Genomic DNA, 20,072 nt, shown 5'->3' on the forward strand with positions numbered 1-20,072 from the left:
GCCGCTCCTTAATGCCGCGCCTTGGGTGCGCCGGCGACCGGAACGAGACGGACGAATTCGCCGAGCTTCTCGATCATGCGGGCCTGGATGCCTTCCAGCGTCGCGCTGGCGAGCTTGCAGAAGATGCAGGCGCCCGCGAGCTTGACCATGATTTTGTTGCCGTCGATCTCGACGAGCTCGCAATCGCCGCCGTCGCGCTTGAGGTTCGGGCGGACCTCCTCGATCACGGCCCGGATGATCCGCTCGCGCTCGCTCATCTGAGCCGGCGCTTCGACGATGCCCTGGGTTTCGACCAGCATGATGTCACTTCTCTCGTGTTGATGGATCAAGCGAAGGATTTAAGCGAAGGACTTGCCGCAGCCGCAGCTCGACTTGGCATTGGGGTTCTCGAAGGTAAAGCCGGAGCCTTCCAGGGCGACGACGAAATCGATCGTCGTGCCCTCGAGATATTCGAGGCTCTTGTGATCGACGAGCACGCGCACACCCTCGCGTTCGATCACGGTGTCCTCCGGCTCGCTGCCGCTGACGAGGCCCATGTTGTATTTGAGCCCGGCGCAGCCGCCGGCCTCGACCATGATCCGCAGGCCGTCGACCGGCTTGTCGGAGGTCGTGATCGCGTTGCGAACCGCGTTGATGGCACTGTCGGTCAGGTTGATCATCATCGTCTGGCCTTTCCCATTCGGCTGTTGCGAACGGAATTGGCAAGTCTCGTGCCATGCATCAATCGCCTGAAAGAACAGGGCTTTTCGCGATGTCGCTGTGGCGTTTCCGACGCGTGTCGGCTTTGCGACAGGCGCGGTTCACGCCGTGTCGCGCCCGTGACGCCGCGATGTCGCGGCGCAAATCCGACAATCGACGGGCCCGACGGGCAGAAATTCCAGGCAAATCAACGCACAACACACATCGGCAGACAACTTGCATCACCGCCCTTTTGACCGCGCCGTGCGGCGAACGGCTCATGAACGACATGCGAGGGGATTGCTGATGACGACATTGGAGAAGACGGTTGCGATCGAGACCACCGCGCTCGCGCAGCTCGACAAGGAAGGCCGGCTGCTCAACGCCGTGCTGAAGGCGCCGACCACGAAGCCCGGACGGTTCGGCTTCCGCGGCGACATCGCGTTGAAATTCCAGACCCAGGTCGCGGACGAGAAGCGTCCGCCGGATTTCTCGATCGAGCAGGTGCTGACGATCGTGAACGACGGCGAGCCGACGATTCCCGTGCTGGTCGGCTACATCCACTCCCTCGCCTATCTCGAGACGGCGGTCGAGGTGCTCAAAGGCCTGCTGAAGCCGGACGGCAGCTACTTCATGTTCTGCAACAACATCGACCTCCTGGCGAAGTACCGCATCAAGATGGGCGACGTCACGTTCTACGTCCTGCCCTGCGACGAATCGACGGTCTGGAAGGAGATGATGGATCTCCTGGGCATCGACAAGAACGACATCAAGAAGCTCGACACCGCCGGCAAGCTCGATCACCTGCTCGACGCCGCGGTGAAGTTCAGCGGGAGCTACGAGCTCATCGCCTATGCCGACGCGCTGGCCAAGATGGAGCCGGTCAAGAACCGCAACGAGAACCGGCCGGTCTGAGGTTTTCTTACCATCTCCACAGCTGTCATGCTCCGCGTAGGCGGAGCATCCAGTACGCCGCGGCAGACGATGTAGAGCCGAGACGTCACGGCGTACTGGATCGTCCGCCTTCGCGGACGATGACAGTCGGGGTTACATAACTTGAGGTGCCAAGACGTTAGGGGCGCCGAGCACAACATGAAGTCCCGGTCCTTTCGCCGGGACTTCATGTGAGATCTCAACCTTCCTCACACTGCATACCGGTCTCTTCCTCGTCGTCCTCGTCATCTTCGACCAGGGTCACGCCGGTGACGCAGATGTCGCCATCGATCACCGACAGCGCCACCGGCGTCAGGCTCTCGCCCTTGCAGGGTCCATCGACGCACATCCCGGTGCCGATCTCGAACAGCGAGCCGTGCTTGCCGCAGAGGATGCGCAGCCCGTTGCCGTCCATGAACTGGTTGCGCTCCCAGTCCAGATTCACCTTGTCGTGCGGGCACATGTTCAGATAGCCGAACACCTGCTTGCCCCAGCGGATCACGAAGATCGGCCACGGGCGATGGCTGCCGTCCTCCGCCACGATCATGAGCTGGAAGCCCATGGCGCGGCGGCTCGGGATGTCGTTGAAGCTGCAGATGGCGTAGGCGACGTCGGTCGTCATGTCAGGCCTCATCGATGTCTGGCGCATGTCCGACATTGCCGCTTTCTTTGCGATGAGAGCGACGGTCGGCTCGCTGACGGATCACGTTGCAAGATTCGCGCAACTCCGCCGCTGACCGTCCCTTCTCGCTGTTGCGAGAGACTGGCACAGAACTTGAAAATTTCTCCTGCAAAGGCCTCTCTTTGTAAGGAGATCGACATGAACGTGACACTGGACTTCGTCGAAAGCTCACTCGACGACATCAAGGCGGCTCTCGACGGCGGCACGCTGACCGTCTACTCGGTGGCGCGGCCGATCACCGCCGACAAGGCGGTCGATCGCAGTGGCGTGCTCGCGACCTTCACCTTCGGCTCGCCCGCGTTCGGGCCCTCGGTCGACGGCCTGGAGCAGCCGAACTTCGTCGCCGCGGCGGTGCCCGCCGCTACCGTCGGCACGCCCGGCTTTGCCCGCGCCCGCAAGGCCGACGGCACCACGGTCGCCGATTTCTCCGCCGGCCCTGGCGAGCGCGAAATCAAGTTCACCGAAGTGTCCTGCTCGCCCGGCGCGCCGGTCACGGTCGCGACCTTCAAGATCATCGCCGATGGCGGCTGGCCGGAGCGTCCCGAGTACTACGATAGCCATCCGCGCCCGGGCTATGCGATGCCGAAGACGCTCTGACGCGCAGACACGCGTCAACCAGATTGGCCCCTCATCGAGAGCGCATGCATGAGCAGAGATCCTTCCGACGCCCTGGTCAGCTCCGAATGGCTGGCGCAGCATCTCGCCGATCCCGGCATCAAGATCCTCGACTGCACCTGGCATCATCCGAGCACCAATCTCGACGGCCGCACGCAATATCGCGGCCGGCACCTGCCGGGCTCGGTGCATTTCGACATCGACCAGGTCGCCGACAAGACCAACCCGCTGCCGCACATGCTGCCGACGGCGGAGGACTTTGCTCACAAGGTCGGACTGCTCGGCATCAGCAATTCAGACCGCGTCATCGTCTATGACCGCCATTATGGCGGCTCGGCCGCGGGACGCGTGTGGTGGATGTTCCGCGTCTTCGGCCATGACAACGTCGCCCTGCTCGATGGCGGCTTCGGCAAATGGACCAAGGAGAAGCAGCCGGCGGAGATGACACCGGTGCGTCCGGCGCCTGCGAGCTTCATGGCGAGCTTCCGGCCCGAGCTGGTCGCGACCTCGGCGCAGGTTCAGGACGCGCTGCAGAGTGGCGCCCAGCTCGTCGACGCCCGCGGCCCCGGCAAGTTCGACGGGACGCAGCCGGACGTCTTCACCTTCAAGCGCCAGGGCCACATTCCCGGCGCCATCAACCTGCCCTGGGCCGATCTGGTCGATCCCGATACGGGTGTGCTGCTGCCGCCCGACGCGCTCGCCGCGCGCTTCTCGGCCGCCGGCATCGATCTGGCGAAGCCGATCGTCACCACCTGCGCCTCGGGCATCACCTCGTGCATGCTGGCGCTGGCGCTGTACCGGCTCGGCGTTCCCACCGTCGCCGTGCATGACGGCGCCTGGGCGGAATGGAGCCAGCTCGACGACACGCCGGCGGCGGCGTGACCTCAGGACCTCAATGACGGGAGCACACGCATGGCAAAGACTTTGGTCAAGACCACGCAGGACGGCCGCAAGGTCGAGGTGATCGGCTTGGCGATCTGCCTGGACGGCGAGCTCGAGGCGTTCGAGCTGGTCGAGGTCAAGCTGCATCCGAATCGGCGCAAGATCTGGGAGGCCGCGCCCGATGCCACCCACATGGCTGGCCGGATCACGCTGACGAAGGAGGAGGCGGCGATCGTCGAGGGCGCCTTCGCCGGCGCGCAGTCCGAGATCCTCGCCAGCCCCGCCGCGATCAACGAACGCTTCCGGATCGCAGCGATGTGGAAGGCACGGGAACAGGGGATCGAGTAGGTCCCGAGCTGGCTTTTGGAGTATCCAGCCTCTATCCGCCGTCATTCCGGGGCGCGCGCAGCGCGAGCCCGGAATCCATAGCCACAGGCGGTCATGAGGCATGAGATGTCCGTGGCGCTCGTCCTCCCGGACAACCGCCGTTCGTGGTTATGGATTCCGGGCTCGCGCTGCGCGCGCCCCGGAATGACCGGTGGATAGACATTGCCTTATATCTGATTGCGGTAGTTCCGGGAGACGCTGAGTGCTGCTGCCGTCATCGCGAGCGCAGCGACGCGATCCAGGGCGGTGCTTGGACTCTGGGACGGCCGTGGATATCCGGCCGACTATTGGAAGATCCGCCCGCGGTAATGATAGCTGCCGCCGTCATCGACGTCGAACAACTCGCCGATGTCCGGATGCTTCACAGGCTCGCCTGACACGTCCGCCACCAGGTTCTGCTCCGGCACGTAGGCGATGTAGCTGCTGTCGCCGCATTCGGCGAGCAGATAGTAGAACGGCTGCTTCTTGTCGAGCCTGGCGTCCATGGTAATGGCGCGCCAGCCCTCTTCCTCGGAAAACGACAAATCGACGTCGAACACGACGCCGCGCAAATCGTAGACGCGGTGCCGGGTCACCTGGCCGATCGTGAACTTTGCTTCCATCCGCAGCATGGCCGCACGCCCGATAGGATCACGCCGCCGGCGAATGGGTCTGGCAGTTGGTCGGGCAGACCCGGGCGCAGGCGCCGCAGCCGATGCAGGCGCCGGTGTCGTGCATGACCATGATCTTCTTCTCGACCTCGTCATCCTCGTCGTCGTCGAGCTCGACGAACTCGCCCTCGTCGTTGATGCCCTTCAGGGTCATCACCTCGCGGCCGCAGACCTTGTAGCAGCGGCCGCAGCCGATGCATTTGGCCGGGTCGATCGCGACCAGATAGTCCGGCCGCCAGTCGCGGCCGTCGCGGGTTGAATTGGACATGGTGGCAGATCCTCGTGCGGGCTTTACGCGGCCTCGAGCTTCTTCAGCTCGGCCCGCTTCTTCTCCAGCTCGGCAAATGCCTCGTGCGCCTTCTGCGCGGTCGGCAGGATCTGGTCCCAGTTGATGGGCAGCTCCTCCGACAGATCGTGCAGGTTCATCTTGGCATCCATGGCGCGGGCCGACAGCTTCTTGATCTCGGCCTTCAATGTATCCAGGTCGCTCATCGTCTCATCCTCGCCTTCAGTAATTCGCGACGTCCTTGAACTTCTCGATCATCTCGACGCCGGCCTTGACGAACTTGTCGCCCTCGTCGGCCAGCTTGCCGAGATTGTCGAAGCCGAAACGGTGCACGTCGCGCAGCTGCTTGTTGACCACGATCAGCCGGCCGCCGATCAGCACCATGCGGCCAAAGCCTTCATGGCTCATCTTCAGCATCGGCGAGATCATCACGCCGGTGGCCTTCTCTATCGACAGCGCGATCGCGTTGAAAAACAGCTCCAGCCGCCAGATCGTCTCCGGATCGGGATCGCCGATGATCGGCAGCGCCCGGCGCTTCTCCTTGTCCAGGATGTAGGGCTCCAGCAGCTCGACGTCCTTCTTGCCCTCCCAGGCCCCGTGAGTGTCCTGGGCGCGCCAGACCTTGATCAGCTCCTTGACGAAGGGGCGCTGCTCGGCGGGGACGACTTCTTCTACGACTGCGGTATCAGACATGTGCGTTTCCTCATTCCTCGAAATCGAGCGCGCGTTCCTGGCCCTTGGCCAGCGCTTTGCGCAGCCACGGCGGCGGCGTGCCCTTCAGCACCGCCTGCAGCTTGCCGAGCAGATCGGTGATCTCCTCGGGCTGGGTGACCTTCATCGGATGGATGTTGTTGGCGACGACGCGGGCCGCGCCGGAGCCGCCGATCGCCGCGACATAGAGGATCGCGCAGTCCTTGATCGCCTCGATCTTCGGCGCCAGCTTGTCCTCGTTGCCGTCTTCCTTGAGATCGCCATCGAACTCGACGGCCTCGAGGAAGCGGTAGCCCTCGGGATCGAGATCGTAGATCGCGATATTCTTGGCCCAGCCGAAATGGGCGTCGACGCGTTTCAGATCCTGGGTAGCGAATGCGACTTTCATGTCGTCGGTCCTTTCTCCTGACGCGTCAATGCAAGGGTGCCACGACCGCGGACTCGGGCGTCGCCTGCTGGAAATCCTTCCAGGGATCGATCCAGGTGTCCGGTGTCGGCTGATGGTTGTCCTCCCGGTCGGCGATGATCAGATTGGCGAGCGCGAAGATGAGATCGCGGGTGCCGCGATAGCCGACCGTCAGCAGATGCCCTGCTCCCAGGCGGTCGAACATCGGAAAGCCGATCCGATAGAACGGGATCTTCAGCCGCGCCGCCGCCTGGCGGCCATGCGAATGCGTCATCATCAGCCCGCAGTCGCGCTCCTTCGCACGCGTCTCCAGATCCTCAAGATCGCCGATCAGCACCTCCTCGCACGGCATGCGCTCGAGCACCGGTGATTGCGTGGTGGTGATGGCGACGGAGATCTCGGCGCCCATGTCGTGCAGCATGCTCGCGACGTCGAACAGCAGGTCCGGCTCGGCGCCGATGGCGAGCTTGCGGCCGCCGATGTGGAAATGCGCGTCCAGCATCGCATCCGCGAGCTGGCCGCGCTGGCGGCGATACTTCGCCGGCACCGGACGCCCCGAGATCTCGCTGAGGAACGACATGAACTCATCGTTCGGCAGCAGGCCGCAGAGCCGCTCGAACAGCCGGTACGGCACACCGGTCCTGGCCTGCATCGCCTCCGCCGCGCGCTTCATCTGCGCCCCGATCGCGATCGTCCAGCTCGCGCTGCCCATGGTCGCGATCTCTTCCAGTCCGATGCCGCCGATCGTCGTCGGCGTGAACTCGTCGGGGATGTGGCCGTCGAGCGAGCCACCGATATCCGGCAGGAACGACGGCTCCAGGCCGAAATCCTCGAAGATGGTGCGGAGCTCTTCAATATCGCCCGGCGTCAGATGGCAGCCGGGCAGCACGTTGACCGTGGCGGGATCGCGCCGCGTCGAGGTCGGCTTGTCGACGAGCACCTCGACCATCTTGGCAACCGTCTTGTCCCAACCATCCTGGAACGCATCCTTGAAGTCCGGTGTCGAGACGTAGACCAGCGGATAATTGGCGAGCTCCGGGTGCTTCTCGCGGATCAGCTTGATATAGCCGTCGACGTCGTCGCCCTTGGTCTCGGTGACTCCGGTCGAGCAGATGCCGATGATCTCCGGCTTCTGCTTCTTGTAGATGTTGAGGATCGCCTGCTCGACATTCTCGTAGCCGCCGAGCACGGTGGCGACCTCGCTCATGGCCGTCGTCTGCATCGGCACCGCTTCCTTGAAGTGGCGCACGAACAGCGTCAGGCCGAACGAGGTGCAGCCCTGCGAGCCGTGCAGCAGCGGCATCGCGCCACGCAGGCCGAGGAAGGCGAACGAGCCGCCGATCGGCTGGCTCATCTTCAGCGGATTGACCGCGCAGGCCTTCTTTCCGATGGTAACCTTGGCCATGAGCGCCACCCTATTCCGCCGCCTGCAGCAGTTCCGCCGGCGCCCTCTGCGCGGCCAGGATGTCCTCGACCCGCCCGGCACAGGCACCGCAGCCGCCCGACGCGTTGGTGTGGGTCCGGACGCCGGCGACGTCGGTCAGGCCATGCGCCTTGATCGCATCTTCGATGGTGCCGAGATCGACCGACTTGCAGTGGCAGATCTTCTTGGCGCGGCGCGCGGCTTCCGCCGCCACGGGATCAGCCGCGAGCGCAGCAGCTTCCGCATCGGCCTGCGCAATCGCCTTGGCCTGCCAATTGTTGCTGGCGGTCTCCCAGGGCGCCCGCTTGCGCAGCTGCTCCCACATCGGGTTGTAGATCGCCTTGTCGATCTCGGCGACCAGCTTCACCATGCCAATGTAGCCCATGAAGGCGTGCGAGCGTTCCTGGTTGATGTCGAGCCAGGGCATCGCGGCCTTCAGCGCCACGAATTGCGACTTGCCGCCCGACAGCATGATGTCGGCCTTGGCGTCCTTGAGCATCTTGTACATCTCGCGGGGCGCCATATCGTCGATCATATGCGCGTCCTGACCCATCAGCTCCTTGATGCGCTCCTTGTCCTCCTTGGTGGACTTCTTGACGGAGGTGCCGACCAGCTCCATGCCGGCCTCCTGCAGCGCCGCCACCACCGACCACGACTTCACGCCGCCGGTGATCAGCAGCACCTTCTTGCCGGTGAGCCGCTTCTTGAACGGCTCGATCGCCGCCCAGGCCTTGGCCTCCTCGCGCGCGATCACGGCCTCGGTGCGGTCCAGCAGATCGGCCGGCGCGCCGCGCTCGACCAGCAGACGCGCGATCTCGCGCAGCGAGTCCGAGGAGTCCTGGATGCCGTAGAACGAGCCTTCGAAGAACGGAATGCCATAGCGCTCCTCCATCTTGCGGGCGACGTTGATCATCGCCTTGGAGCACACCATCATCGCCGCGCGGGCGCGGTGCGACGACGCCACCTCCTTGTAGCGGCCGTCGCCGGAGATGCAGGCGGAGATGCGGATGCCGAGCTCGTCGAACAGCGGCTTCACCTGCCAGAGCTCGCCGGACAGATTGTATTCGCCGATGATGTTGAGATCGTAGGGCGTCGTGACCTCCGGCTCGACGGTGCCGATGACGTGATCGAGCAGCGCCTCGCCGGCGAGCTTGTTGCCGAGATTCTTCGGGCCGACGAAGCCGGGCGAATTGACGGGAATGCAGGGCTTGCCGAACTTGGCCGAGGCCGCCTTGCAGACCGCGTTGATGTCGTCGCCGGTCATGGCGGGCACGCAGGTCTGGTAGACGAAGACCGCCGGCGGATCGTATTTCTCGATGATTTCCTTGATCGCCTTGTAAAGGCGCTTCTCGCCGCCGAACACGACGTCAGTCTCGTTGATGTCGGTGGTGAAACCGGTGCGCCAGATCTGCGAGCCAGACGAGGCCGCGCCGCGGTTGTCCCAGGAATTTCCTTCGCAGGCGATCGGCCCGTGCACGAGATGCGCGACGTCGGTCAGCGGCTGCAACGCGACCTTGGCGCCGTCGAAGGCGCAGCCGCCGGCCGCGCCGCCCGGCTGCAGCTGCTTGGTGCAACCCTTCTTGCGCTCGGCCTCGGACTTGTTGGCGTTCTTGCCGCAACCCGGCTCGTTGAAGACGTTCTGGATCGTGGCAGACAGCGAGCTCATCGGCTTCTCCTGTTGGCGGACCTTCTGCGCGTCTCTTCTTGGAGAGGAGGCTCCGGCCGTTTCCGACCTTCCCCTGAGCCTCATCGTCCCGATCGAAGCGCGGCGGCCCCGAGGGACCGCCGCGCGCCGTGACTTAGCGGATGATGTCGAAGCTGTAGTCCGACTTGGCCGGCACGTTGGTGTTGCGGTCGATCTCGTCGAAGATCTTGTCGAGGATCGTGACCAGCACGTTCAAGCCGCCCTGATAACCCCACACCGGATAGCGGTGCTTGTGGTGGCGATCGAAGATCGGGAAGCCGATGCGGATCAGCGGCGTGCCGGTGTCGCGCTCCAGGTACTTGCCGTAGGTGTTGCCGATCAGGAAGTCGACCGGCTCGGTGAACAGCAGCGACCGCATGTGCCAGAGATCCTTGCCGGGATACACATTGCAGTTCTTGCCGAACGGCGAGCTGTCGAACACCGCCTGCACCTTCTCGGCCCAGTGCTTGTTGCCGTTGGTGGCGAGCACGTGGGTCGGCTCGGCGCCCAGTTCCAGCAGGAACGCAGCGAGGCCGAGGCAGAGATCCGGATCGCCATAGATCGCGAACTTCTTGCCATGGATGTGCGCGCTGGAGTCGGCGATGGCGTCGACCAGGCGGCCGCGCTCCAGCGCGAGCGATTCCGGGATCTCCTTGCCGGTGATCCGGGACAGCGCCATCACGAACGCGTCGGTGCCGGTCACGCCGACCGGATGGTTGAAGGCGACGATTTCCTGGCCGTGGTTGCCGATGAAGGGCAGCGTCTTCTCGGTGCAGTATTCCTGCATCGAGATAGTCGCCTTGGCGTGGATCGCATTGGCCGCATCCTCCAAGGTCGTGCCGCCGTCATACATGCGGAACTCGCCGTCGGTCGGGGTGTCGAACACGTTCGAATTGTCGCCGAGGATGGTGTAGTCGATCCCCATCGCCTCGAAGATGTGCTTCACTTCCTTGATGTTGCCGACGGTGTAGCCATCGAAACCGCCGATGAAGTTGATCTTCTCGTTCGGAACGCGCTCCAGCTTCGGCGCGGTGCCGGCCTTGCCGTCCCAGAAGTGCTCGAGAATGCCCTTCATCGCATTGTCGTAGCCGGTGACATGGCTGCCGACGAAGGCGGGCGTATGAGCGAACGGCACATCGAATTCGGCGGGAACCGAGCCCTTCTCCTTGGACGTCTTGATGAAGGCGTTGAGGTCGTCACCGATGACTTCCGCCATGCAGGTGGTGGAGACCGCGATCATCGACGGCTTGTACATGTTGTAGGCGTTGGCGAGGCCGTCGATCATGTTGTTCAGGCCGCCGAACACAGCCGCGTCCTCGGTCATCGACGACGACACGCAGGAGCTCGGCTCCTTGAAGTGGCGCGACAGATGGCTGCGATAATAGGCGACGCAGCCCTGCGAGCCGTGCACGAACGGCAGCGTCTTCTCGAAGCCGACCGCGACGAACACCGCGCCGAGCGGCTGGCAGGCCTTGGCCGGGTTGACGGTCAGCGCCTCGCGGGCAAAATTCTTCTCGCGGTATTCGGGCGTCTTGGCCCATTCTCTGATACGCTCGACTTCCGCGGGATCGCGCGGATTTTCGAACATCTTCTTCTTGTTGGCCAGCATCTGCTGGTATTCGGGACCACGGAAAAGCTCGAAGTGATCGAGCACATGTTCGGCAGACTGCGTCATGGGATAACCCTCTCTATTTTCCTGTGTCGATCAGGGAGCGCTGGCTCTCCGCCGAAGGAGAGCCAGGCCGTGGGTGGTGGTGATTACTCGGCTGCCTGAAGCAACGGCTTGGGCGCCTGCTTCCAGGGAGCCTTTGCCATCTTCCAGACCGGCGAGTTGATGGCCATGTCCATGTCGCGGGCGAAGATCGCGAACCCGTCATAGCCATGGTAAGGACCCGAGTAGTCCCAGGAGTGCATCTGGCGGAACGGCACGCCCATCTTCTGGAACACGTACTTTTCCTTGATGCCCGAGCCGACCAGGTCCGGCTGGACCTTCTCGACGAACTTCTCGAACTCGTAGCCGGTCACGTCGTCATAGATCAGCGTGCCGTCCTTGACGTAGTGCTGGGCGGTGCGCTGATAGTCGTCATTGTGGCCAAACTCGTAGCCGGTGCCGACGACCTCCATGCCGAGGTCCTCATAGGCGCCGATCACGTGGCGCGGACGCAGGCCGCCGACGAACAGCATCACGGTCTTGCCTTCGAGGCGCGGCCGATACTTGGCGATCACGGCATCCATCAGGGGCTGGTACTTGGCGATGACGCGCTCGGCACCTTCCTTGATCTTGTCGTCGAAATAGCTGGCGATCTTGCGCAGCGACTCGGCGATCTTGCTCGGCCCGAAGAAGTTGTATTCGCACCACGGAATATTGTACTTCTCTTCCATGTGACGCGAGATGTAGTTCATCGAGCGGTAGCAGTGCAGCACGTTCAGCTTCGCCTTCGGCGTCGCCTCGAGCTCAGCCAGCGAGCCGTCGCCCGACCACTGGGCGATCACGCGCAGACCCATCTCCTCGAGCAGGATGCGCGAAGACCAGGCGTCGCCGCCGATGTTGTAGTCGCCGATGATCGCGACGTCATAATCCGACGGCTCGAAGCGCGGCGCGGCATCGGCCGGCAGCTTGTCGAACACCCAATCCCGGATCGCGTCGTTTGCGATATGGTGACCGAGCGACTGGGAGACGCCGCGGAAGCCTTCGCAGCGGACGGGGACGATGGTCTTGCCGTCATACTCCTTGGACTTGACCTTGGAGACCGCCTCGATGTCGTCGCCGATCAGGCCGATCGGGCATTCCGACTGCACGGTGATGCCGTTGTTGAGCGGGAACAGCTCCTGGATTTCGTCCATGATCTTGGCGAGCTTCTTGTCGCCGCCGAAGACGATGTCCTTTTCCTGGAAATCGGAGGTGAACTGCATCGTCACGAAGGTGTCGATGCCGGTCGTGCCGATATAGTAGTTGCGGCGTGCCGCCCAGGAATACTGGCCGCAGCCGACCGGGCCGTGGCTGATGTGGATCATGTCCTTGATCGGGCCCCAGACCACGCCCTTCGAGCCGGCGTAGGCGCAGCCACGGATGGTCATGACGCCGGGGATCGACTTGATGTTCGACTTGACGCCACAGTCCGACTTGCCGTTCTCATGCACGTTAAGATGCTTGGCGCGGCGCTTGGCGGTCTTCTCCGGATAGACCTTCAGAACCTCGGCGATCAGTTCCTTGTTGCGTGCCTTGATCTCGGCGACGCTTTGTTTCTCGGTAACGCTCATCTGGCTTTCCTCGATGATCGGTTGCGGGGGTCACCCGGCCCTTCCGATGAAGGACCGGGTGACCGGTGGCGGTTATGCCGTGGCGGCGAGCTCGGCGGCGGTCTTGCCGATCTGGCTCTCGTCGACCGCCTTCATGATGCCGTGCTCCATCAGCATGTCCTCGAGCTCGTCCATCGTGATCGGAGTCGGGATGATGCCCTTGCCGGCATTGCCGTGGATCTTGGTCGCCAGGTTACGGTAGTGGTTGGCCTGGACCGACTCCGGCGCATATTCCAGCACGGTCATGCGGCGCAGCTCGGCGTGCTGCACGATGTTGTCGCGCGGCACGAAGTAGATCAGCTGGGTGCCGAGCTTCTTGGCGAGAGCCTCAGCCAGCTCCAGCTCCTTGTCGGTCTGGCGCTCGTTGCAGACCAGGCCGCCCAGGCGCACGCCGCCGGAGTTCGCATACTTCAGAATGCCCTTGGAGATGTTGTTGGCGGCATACATCGCCATCATCTCGCCGGACATCACGATGTAGATCTCCTGCGCCTTGTTCTCGCGGATCGGCATCGCGAAGCCGCCGCAGACCACGTCGCCGAGCACGTCGTAGGACACGTAGTCGATGTCCTCATAGGCGCCGTTCTCTTCCAGGAAGTTGATCGAGGTGATGACGCCGCGGCCAGCGCAGCCGACGCCCGGCTCCGGACCGCCGGACTCGACGCAGCGGATGTCGCGATAGCCGACCTTCATGACCTCTTCGATCTCGAGGTCCTCGACGCTGCCGGCGGCAGCGGCCAGGCTCAGGATGGTGTCCTGCGCCTTGGCGTGCAGGATCAGGCGGGTGGAATCCGCCTTGGGGTCGCAGCCGACGATCAGGATCCGGTGACCCATCTCGGCCAGCGCGGCCAGCGTGTTCTGCGACGTCGTCGACTTGCCGATGCCGCCCTTGCCGTAAAATGCGATTTGTCGAAGTGATGACATTCTGCTCTCCATCAACCGATTGCCAATGCCCCGCATGCGCCTTGCATGACCAGGACCGCGTCCTCTCTCCAGAACCGGCAGACGGGTTATTGGGAAGGAGAGCATCGCTCGTCCGAAGCGTCGGCGTGCACTCAGCCCTCAACCATTGCCTGAACAGAGTTTTGCAACGGCTGTGCCAGAGCTTTGGAATCGTTAAAAAGGCCATGTTTTGAAAGAGATGCGGCCAAGCTCGGCACTAGGATGTACTTGTTGCAAACCCGACATCGGGGCTTTTCACCCGACGCTCCCACGACGTGCTGTCCGAAACGACACATGTCGCCGCAGGCTCCACGCAGCGCGCCGGCAAACATCCTGCGACAGCGATGCGTGAGGCCTGCTCAGGGCGCGGTACGGAGTTTGCTTGATGTAGATCAAACCCGCCTCCGAACGGGCCAGAAGGAGTATTCCGATGTCGAGCAGGACGTGCGTCTTTGTCATTGAAGCCGATCAGGTGATCCGCTCGGCGCTCGGCTATATCCTCAGCGAGCGTCACGAGACCTTCACCTTTGCAGAGACCGCGGATGCGCTCACCAAGGCGAACCGCGCCACGCCCGATGCCGTGCTGGTCGGGAGCAGCATCCTCGAGGACGACGGTGCCGAGACCGTCGGCATGCTCGCCCGCAAGCTGCATCAGGCCGGCATCATCGTCGTGGCGGGGTCGACCAAGTCGCCGCTGGCGCTGGCGGGCCTGCGCCAGGGAGCCGAGGCGATCATTGCCAAGCCGATCACCTTCGACGGTGTGACGCATGCGGTGGATTCGGTGCTGGCCCGACGCGGAACGGAGCCAGCGGCAACGCGGCCGGTGGTGGTGGAAATCAGCAGATGACCAGGAGAGAATCATGTTGAAGATGACCCAGGCCCCGACGCCGGGAACACCGGACATCGAGGACATCGTCGAGAACTTCACCCTGCTCGACGACTGGGACGACCGCTACCGCTACGTCATCGAGCTCGGCCGCGGCCTGACGCCCCTGCCCGACGCCGACCGCAACGACGGCAACAAGGTCCCGGGCTGCACGAGCCAGGTCTGGGTCGCGACATCGGTGCGGCATGGCAGTGCTGCGCCAGTCCTCGACTTCGTCGGCGACAGCGATGCCCACATCGTGCGCGGCCTGGTTGCGATCCTGCTCGCGATGGTGTCCGGCCGCACCGCGCCGGAGATCCTCGCCACCGATCCGATCGCCCTGTTCGAGAAGCTCGGCCTGCGCGAGCACCTGACCCCGCAGCGCTCCAACGGCTTCCGCTCGATGGTGAGCCGGATCAAGGCGGATGCGCAGGCGGCGATGGCTGCGGCGTAGGTTTTGATTGGCTGGTTTGCTGGTTCGATTGAGCCCTTATAGCGCGCCATACTCGGTGTACCCTCTCCCCTTGTGGGAGAGGGTGGCGGCCGAAGGCCGCCGGGTGAGGGGTTCTCTCCGCGTACTCAGACGGTCGTGACTCGCGGAGACAACCCCTCACCCGAGTGTGTCCGGAGCTGATCGCGGTGTAGCCCTCTCCCACAAGGGGAGAGGGCGCAGTCATGGGCACCGCTTCTTCGCAACAATGGCGGCCGAGAGATCCGCCTTACGAGAAAAACTCCTGCGCCTTCCTCAGCGCGCGCACGAGCACGTCGACCTCTTCTCGCGTGTTGTACATCGCGAACGACGCCCGGCAGGTCGCCGTGACGCCGAAGCGCTCCAGCAGCGGCATGGCGCAGTGGGTGCCGGCACGCACCGCGACGCCGGAGCGGTCGATGACGGTGGCAAAGTCATGGGCGTGGGCACCCTGCATCTCGAACGAGACGATGGCGCCCTTGTCGGCGGCGTTACCGATGATGCGCAGCGAGTTGATCTCGCGCAGCTGCTCGGTGGCATAGGCGACGAGGTCATGCTCGTGCGCGGCGATCCGCTGCTTGCCGATCGAGGCGACGTAGTCGATGGCGGCGCCGAGACCGGCGGCTTCGACGATCGGCGGCGTGCCGGCCTCGAAGCGGTGCGGCGGGTCGCCATAGGTGACGAAGTCCCGCGACACCTCGCGGATCATCTCGCCGCCGCCGTTGAACGGCGGCATCGATGCCAGGAGCTCGCGCTTGCCATAGAGCGCGCCGATCCCGGTCGGGCCGTAGATCTTGTGCCCGGTGATACAGTAGAAGTCGGCGTCGAGATCGCGGACGTCGACCTCCATGTGCACGGCGGCCTGCGAACCGTCGATCAGCACCGGAATGCCGCGGTCATGCGCGATGCGGATGACCTCCTTCACCGGCACGACAGTGCCGAGCACGTTCGACATCTGCGTCATCGCCACCATCTTGGTGCGCGGGCTCAGCAGCTTCTCGAACTCGTCGAGCAGGAAGTTGCCGTCGTCATCGACCGGAGCCCACTTGATGACGGCGCCCTGGCGCTCCCTGAGGAAATGCCAGGGGATGATGTTGGCATGGTGCTCCATGATCGAGAGCACGATCTCGTCGCCCGGTCCGATGCGCTCGCGGCCGAAGGTCTGGGCAACGAGGTTCACCGCCTCGGTCGCACCCCGCGTAAAGATGATCTGCTCGGGGCTCTCGGCATTAAGGAAGGTCGCCACCTTGGCCCGGGCGCCCTCATAGGCTTCGGTGGCGGCGTTCGCGAGATAATGCAGCCCGCGATGCACGTTGGCGTATTCGGACGTGTAGACCTGGTTCATCCGGTCGAGCACAGCCTGCGGCTTCTGCGCTGACGCAGCGTTGTCGAGATAGACCAGCGGCTTGCCGTGCACCTGCATGCCGAGGATGGGGAAATCCGCCCGGATGCGGCCGACGTCGTAGCCGCTTCCACTCACCGCTGCATGCATCATCTACTCCCGTCGCCCGAGCCAGCCCAGCATCGCCTCCGTCAGCGCCGCCCGCACGTTTTCATTGGCTGCGCCCTCGATGATCTCGCCGATGAAGGCCTGAATCAGCAGCGCCTTGGCCTCATCAGGCGGAATGCCGCGCGCCATCAGATAGAACAGCAGCTCGTCGTCGATCGCCCCGGTCGTGGTGCCGTGGCCGCACTGGACGTCGTCGGCGAAGATTTCGAGCTCCGGCTTGCTGTCGGCCTCGGCCTCGTCGGACAGCAGCAGCGCCCGCGACATCATCTTGGCGTCGGTCTTCTGCGCGCCGGGAGCGACCGTGATCTTGCCCTGGAACACCGCGCGGGCGGTGTCGCCGACGACGGCCTTGAAGGTCTCGCGGCTCTGGCCGTTCTCGGCGGCATGCTCGATCGCAAGCGTGGTGTCGGCATGCTGCGTGCCCGACAGCAGCGCGCCGCCGCGGATGTCGGCGACGGTGCCCTCGCCCGCCAGGCGGATGAACAGCTGATTGCGGACCAGGCTGCCGCCGGCAACGAAGCCGAGCTGGTTGAAGGTCGCGCGCGCCCCGATGTTGGCGAGCAGCGAGCCGATGTGCAGCGCGCCGTTGCCCTCACCGACCACCTTGATGTGGTCGATCCGCGCCTCGTCACCGACGACCAGCTGCATCGCGGTGTTGACCTGGTACTCGCTGCCGTCGGGTCCCTGGTGCGACTCGACGATGGTGGCACTGGCGCCGGCGCCGATATTCACCAGCGAGCGGGTGAACATCGATGTCGCGACCCAGTTGGTCGTGACGAAGGCGACATGGATCGGCCGGCTCAATGCGGTCCCCGGGGCAACCAGGATGACGACGCCATTGGCCGCCAGCGCGGTGTTGAGCGCCAGCGCCGGATCGTCGTCCGGCACGACGGGACCGAGACGCTGCGACAGCAGCGGCTTGTCGGCGGCGAGCGCATCGGACATCGGCTGGATGGTGAGGCCCGGCTCGAGATCGGCGAGATCCGACAACTCCGGCACGAAGGCGCCGTCGACGACCATCAGCTTGCGGAAGCCGGCGCCGGCAAACAAGTCGCGCGCCTCGCGCGCCTTCGTCTTGGCGGCGTCGTCCGGCAGCGAGGCGAGCCGCTTCGCCTCCTTCATCTGGGTGCGCAGATCGGTGTAGCGCCACGCCTCGACGCGACGGTGCGGCAGGCCGACCGCATTGAAGCGATCGAAGGCGGCGGCGCGCACCGCCGTGATCTCCTCGCCCCCGGGCAGATAGCGGCGGGCGCCCTGGTACAGGTCGGCCAGTCCGAGCTCGGCCTTGGTCTTGCGGATCGCGACGCCCATATCCGTGCTCCCTGCCTTACGCGGCTTCGCTCTGGTACTGGGCGTAGCCGGTCGCCTCGAGCTCGCGCGCGAGATCCGCGCCGCCGGTGCGGACGATGCGGCCCGCCGCGAACACGTGGACGATGTCGGGGACGATGTAGTCGAGCAGCCGCTGATAATGCGTGATCACGATCATGCCGCGCTCGGCCGAGCGCAGCGCGTTGACGCCGTTCGCGACCACCTTCAGCGCGTCGATGTCGAGGCCCGAATCGGTCTCGTCGAGCACGCAGAGCGAGGGCTGCAGCAGCGCCATCTGCAGGGTCTCGTTGCGCTTCTTCTCGCCGCCGGAGAAGCCGACATTGAGCGGCCGCTTGAGCATGTCGGCGTCGATGTTCAGGGTCTTGGCGATCTCGCGCACGCGCTTGATCAGGTCGGGCGACGACAGCTCCTCCTCGCCGCGCGCCTTGCGCTGGGCGTTGAAGGCAGCACGCAAGAACGTCAGAGTCGCGACGCCGGGGATCTCCAGCGGATATTGGAACGCGAGGAACACGCCCTTGGCGGCGCGCTCGTCGGCCTCCATCGCCAGCAGGTCCTCGCCGTTGAGGGTGACTTCGCCGGCGGTGATCTCGTAGCCGGGCTTGCCGGCGAGCACGTAGGACAGCGTCGACTTGCCGGCGCCGTTCGGGCCCATGATGGCGTGGATCTCGCCCTTGTTCACGGTCAGGTCCAGGCCCTGGATGATCTTGCGACCACCGGAGATCTCGGCATGGAGCCCCTTGATTTCGAGCAAGGCCGTCATCGAACACTCCTCATCTGTTGTCGCCGCGCGCGACGTCCTTATCCGACTGAACCTTCGAGGCTGATCGAGATCAGCTTCTGCGCCTCGACCGCGAACTCCATCGGCAGCTGCTGCAGCACGTCCTTGACGAAGCCGTTGACGACCAGGCCGACCGCCTCCTCCTGGCTGAGGCCGCGCTGGATGCAGTAGAACAGCACGTCCTCGGAGATCTTCGAGGTCGTGGCCTCGTGCTCGAACACCGCCGACGAATTCTTGGCCTCGATGTAGGGCACGGTGTGCGCGCCGCATTTGTCGCCGATCAGCAGCGAGTCGCAGGCGGTGAAGTTGCGCGCGCCGGAGGCCTTGCGGTGGGCGCTGACGAGGCCGCGATAGGTGTTCTGCGATTTGCCGGCTGCGATGCCCTTGGAGATGATGCGGCTCGACGTGTTCTTGCCGAGATGGATCATCTTGGTGCCAGAGTCGACCTGCTGGAAGCCGTTGGAGATCGCGATCGAGTAGAACTCGCCGCTGGAGTTATCGCCGCGCAGAATGCAGCTCGGATATTTCCAGGTGATCGCCGATCCCGTCTCGACCTGGGTCCAGGAGATCTTCGAATTCGCGCCGCGGCAGTCACCGCGCTTGGTGACGAAATTGTAGATGCCGCCGACGCCCTCGGAATTGCCGGGGTACCAGTTCTGCACCGTCGAATATTTGATCTCGGCATCATCCAGCGCGACCAGCTCGACGACGGCCGCATGAAGCTGGTTCTCGTCGCGCTGCGGCGCCGTGCAGCCTTCGAGATAGGAGACGTAGGCGCCCTTGTCGGCGATGATCAGCGTGCGCTCGAATTGGCCGGTGTTGCGCTCGTTGATGCGGAAATAGGTCGACAGCTCCATCGGGCAGCGCACGCCCGGGGGGATGTAGACAAACGAGCCATCGGAGAAGACCGCGGAATTGAGCGTGGCAAAATAATTGTCGGTGGTCGGCACGACCGTGCCGAGATATTTCTGCACCAGGTCCGGATGCTCGCGCAGCGCCTCGGAGATCGGCATGAAGATCACGCCGGCCTTCTTCAGCTCCTCCTTGAAGGTCGTGGCCACCGACACCGAATCGAACACGGCATCGACCGCGATCTTGGTGCGCGGCGCGGCCGCCTCGCCGTCCTCGGTCTCGACGGCGGCGGCGGGGCGCTCGACGCCTTCAAGGATCTCGACCTCGCGCAGGGGAATGCCGAGCTTCTCATAGGTCTTGAGAATCTCCGGATCGATCTCGTCGAGCGAGGCGACCTTCTTCTTCGGCTTGGGCGCCGAATAGTAATAGAGATCCTGATAGTCGATCTTTGGATATCCGACGCGGGCCCAGGTCGGCTCGGCCATGGTCAGCCAGCGGCGATACGCCTCCAGCCGCCATTCCAGCATCCAGGCCGGCTCATTCTTCTTCGCCGAGATGAAGCGGATGGTGTCTTCCGACAGCCCTTTCGGAGCCTTTTCGGATTCGATCTGTGTCTCGAACCCGTAACGATATTGATCGACGTCAATGCCCTTGACCCGATCAATGGTCTCCTGAACCGCTGCCATCTCTCAC

General features: G+C 64.2%; 23 protein-coding genes. 6 read left to right on the forward strand and 17 right to left on the reverse strand.

Annotation, left to right across the window (positions count from 1 at the left end; translation table 11 throughout):
* Nucleotides 1–8: 8 nt before the first annotated feature.
* Together QXZ94_RS16720 and QXZ94_RS16725 are read right to left on the reverse strand one after the other, a co-directional pair.
* A complete protein-coding gene (locus tag QXZ94_RS16720; RefSeq protein ID WP_172115359.1) occupies nt 9–299 on the reverse strand; it encodes a NifU family protein in 291 nt (96 codons plus the stop codon).
* Between the two features lie 39 nt (nt 300–338).
* Nucleotides 339–659: a HesB/IscA family protein gene (locus QXZ94_RS16725; protein WP_008960276.1), complete on the reverse strand. Its 321-nt coding sequence runs from the start codon at nt 657–659 to the stop codon at nt 339–341.
* 325 nt (nt 660–984) lie between these two features.
* Between QXZ94_RS16725 and QXZ94_RS16730 the strand changes: the two genes are divergently transcribed.
* Nucleotides 985–1,593, forward strand: a complete 609-nt coding sequence (locus QXZ94_RS16730) for a hypothetical protein (RefSeq protein ID WP_315721324.1) — start codon at nt 985–987, stop codon at nt 1,591–1,593.
* A 217-nt stretch (nt 1,594–1,810) separates the two neighbouring features.
* Here QXZ94_RS16730 and QXZ94_RS16735 read toward each other — a convergent pair whose 3' ends face one another.
* Entirely contained in the window at nt 1,811–2,233 is a 423-nt protein-coding gene (locus QXZ94_RS16735; protein WP_315721325.1) for a Rieske (2Fe-2S) protein, read from the reverse strand.
* 198 nt (nt 2,234–2,431) lie between these two features.
* On the opposite strand from QXZ94_RS16735, the gene QXZ94_RS16740 reads away from it, so the two are divergent.
* The 3 genes from QXZ94_RS16740 to QXZ94_RS16750 are packed head-to-tail and all read left to right on the forward strand — an operon-like array spanning nt 2,432 to nt 4,138.
* Entirely contained in the window at nt 2,432–2,890 is a 459-nt protein-coding gene (locus QXZ94_RS16740) for a hypothetical protein (protein WP_315721326.1), read from the forward strand.
* A gap of 48 nt (nt 2,891–2,938) precedes the next feature.
* Entirely contained in the window at nt 2,939–3,790 is an 852-nt protein-coding gene (locus QXZ94_RS16745; protein WP_315721327.1) for a sulfurtransferase, read from the forward strand.
* 30 nt (nt 3,791–3,820) lie between these two features.
* Nucleotides 3,821–4,138 carry a hypothetical protein gene (locus QXZ94_RS16750; RefSeq protein WP_008965769.1) on the forward strand — a complete coding sequence of 106 codons (318 nt, stop codon included), beginning with the start codon at nt 3,821–3,823 and terminating at the stop codon, nt 4,136–4,138.
* A gap of 323 nt (nt 4,139–4,461) precedes the next feature.
* Here the strand turns inward: QXZ94_RS16750 and hspQ are convergent, their stop codons facing one another.
* The 10 genes from hspQ to nifH all read right to left on the reverse strand — a co-directional run bounded on the left by hspQ (nt 4,462) and on the right by nifH (nt 13,558).
* Entirely contained in the window at nt 4,462–4,788 is a 327-nt protein-coding gene (hspQ, locus tag QXZ94_RS16755; protein WP_315721328.1) for a heat shock protein HspQ, read from the reverse strand.
* A gap of 19 nt (nt 4,789–4,807) precedes the next feature.
* Nucleotides 4,808–5,095 (reverse strand): ferredoxin III, nif-specific, encoded by a 288-nt coding sequence (fdxB, locus tag QXZ94_RS16760; protein WP_315721329.1) that lies wholly within the window; start codon nt 5,093–5,095, stop codon nt 4,808–4,810.
* Between the two features lie 23 nt (nt 5,096–5,118).
* On the reverse strand, nt 5,119–5,319 hold the full coding sequence (locus QXZ94_RS16765; RefSeq protein ID WP_006609662.1) for a CCE_0567 family metalloprotein: 201 nt from the start codon (nt 5,317–5,319) through the stop codon (nt 5,119–5,121).
* Between the two features lie 16 nt (nt 5,320–5,335).
* Nucleotides 5,336–5,806, reverse strand: coding sequence for a NifX-associated nitrogen fixation protein (locus tag QXZ94_RS16770; protein ID WP_006609661.1), 471 nt, complete (start codon nt 5,804–5,806; stop codon nt 5,336–5,338).
* A gap of 10 nt (nt 5,807–5,816) precedes the next feature.
* Entirely contained in the window at nt 5,817–6,212 is a 396-nt protein-coding gene (nifX, locus tag QXZ94_RS16775) for a nitrogen fixation protein NifX (RefSeq protein WP_172115371.1), read from the reverse strand.
* A gap of 25 nt (nt 6,213–6,237) precedes the next feature.
* On the reverse strand, nt 6,238–7,635 hold the full coding sequence (nifN, locus tag QXZ94_RS16780) for a nitrogenase iron-molybdenum cofactor biosynthesis protein NifN (protein ID WP_315721330.1): 1,398 nt from the start codon (nt 7,633–7,635) through the stop codon (nt 6,238–6,240).
* A 10-nt stretch (nt 7,636–7,645) separates the two neighbouring features.
* Nucleotides 7,646–9,319: a nitrogenase iron-molybdenum cofactor biosynthesis protein NifE gene (nifE, locus tag QXZ94_RS16785; RefSeq protein WP_315721331.1), complete on the reverse strand. Its 1,674-nt coding sequence runs from the start codon at nt 9,317–9,319 to the stop codon at nt 7,646–7,648.
* A gap of 133 nt (nt 9,320–9,452) precedes the next feature.
* A complete protein-coding gene (gene nifK / locus QXZ94_RS16790) occupies nt 9,453–11,012 on the reverse strand; it encodes a nitrogenase molybdenum-iron protein subunit beta (RefSeq protein WP_315721332.1) in 1,560 nt (519 codons plus the stop codon).
* A gap of 83 nt (nt 11,013–11,095) precedes the next feature.
* The gene (nifD, locus tag QXZ94_RS16795) at nt 11,096–12,598 is read right to left on the reverse strand and encodes a nitrogenase molybdenum-iron protein alpha chain (protein ID WP_315721333.1); all 1,503 of its coding nucleotides are present in this window, start codon (nt 12,596–12,598) and stop codon (nt 11,096–11,098) included.
* A gap of 72 nt (nt 12,599–12,670) precedes the next feature.
* On the reverse strand, nt 12,671–13,558 hold the full coding sequence (gene nifH, locus QXZ94_RS16800) for a nitrogenase iron protein (RefSeq protein ID WP_006609655.1): 888 nt from the start codon (nt 13,556–13,558) through the stop codon (nt 12,671–12,673).
* Between the two features lie 448 nt (nt 13,559–14,006).
* Between nifH and QXZ94_RS16805 the strand changes: the two genes are divergently transcribed.
* Both QXZ94_RS16805 and QXZ94_RS16810 read left to right on the forward strand, forming a co-directional pair.
* Entirely contained in the window at nt 14,007–14,423 is a 417-nt protein-coding gene (locus tag QXZ94_RS16805) for a response regulator (RefSeq protein WP_315721334.1), read from the forward strand.
* A gap of 13 nt (nt 14,424–14,436) precedes the next feature.
* Nucleotides 14,437–14,895, forward strand: coding sequence for a SufE family protein (locus QXZ94_RS16810; RefSeq protein ID WP_315721335.1), 459 nt, complete (start codon nt 14,437–14,439; stop codon nt 14,893–14,895).
* 265 nt (nt 14,896–15,160) lie between these two features.
* On the opposite strand, the gene QXZ94_RS16815 is transcribed toward QXZ94_RS16810, so the two are convergent.
* The 4 genes from QXZ94_RS16815 to sufB are packed head-to-tail and all read right to left on the reverse strand — an operon-like array spanning nt 15,161 to nt 20,065.
* Nucleotides 15,161–16,402 (reverse strand): cysteine desulfurase, encoded by a 1,242-nt coding sequence (locus QXZ94_RS16815; RefSeq protein ID WP_315721336.1) that lies wholly within the window; start codon nt 16,400–16,402, stop codon nt 15,161–15,163.
* Between the two features lie 3 nt (nt 16,403–16,405).
* The gene (gene sufD / locus QXZ94_RS16820) at nt 16,406–17,731 is read right to left on the reverse strand and encodes a Fe-S cluster assembly protein SufD (RefSeq protein ID WP_315721337.1); all 1,326 of its coding nucleotides are present in this window, start codon (nt 17,729–17,731) and stop codon (nt 16,406–16,408) included.
* Nucleotides 17,732–17,747: 16 nt separating this feature from the next.
* Complete coding sequence (gene sufC / locus QXZ94_RS16825) at nt 17,748–18,509, reverse strand: Fe-S cluster assembly ATPase SufC (protein ID WP_315721338.1); 762 nt, start codon at nt 18,507–18,509, stop codon at nt 17,748–17,750.
* Nucleotides 18,510–18,547: 38 nt separating this feature from the next.
* Complete coding sequence (gene sufB / locus QXZ94_RS16830) at nt 18,548–20,065, reverse strand: Fe-S cluster assembly protein SufB (protein ID WP_315721339.1); 1,518 nt, start codon at nt 20,063–20,065, stop codon at nt 18,548–18,550.
* Nucleotides 20,066–20,072: the final 7 nt, after the last annotated feature.

Source organism: Bradyrhizobium sp. SZCCHNS2022, from assembly GCF_032377575.1.
Taxonomy (GTDB): domain Bacteria; phylum Pseudomonadota; class Alphaproteobacteria; order Rhizobiales; family Xanthobacteraceae; genus Bradyrhizobium; species Bradyrhizobium aeschynomenes.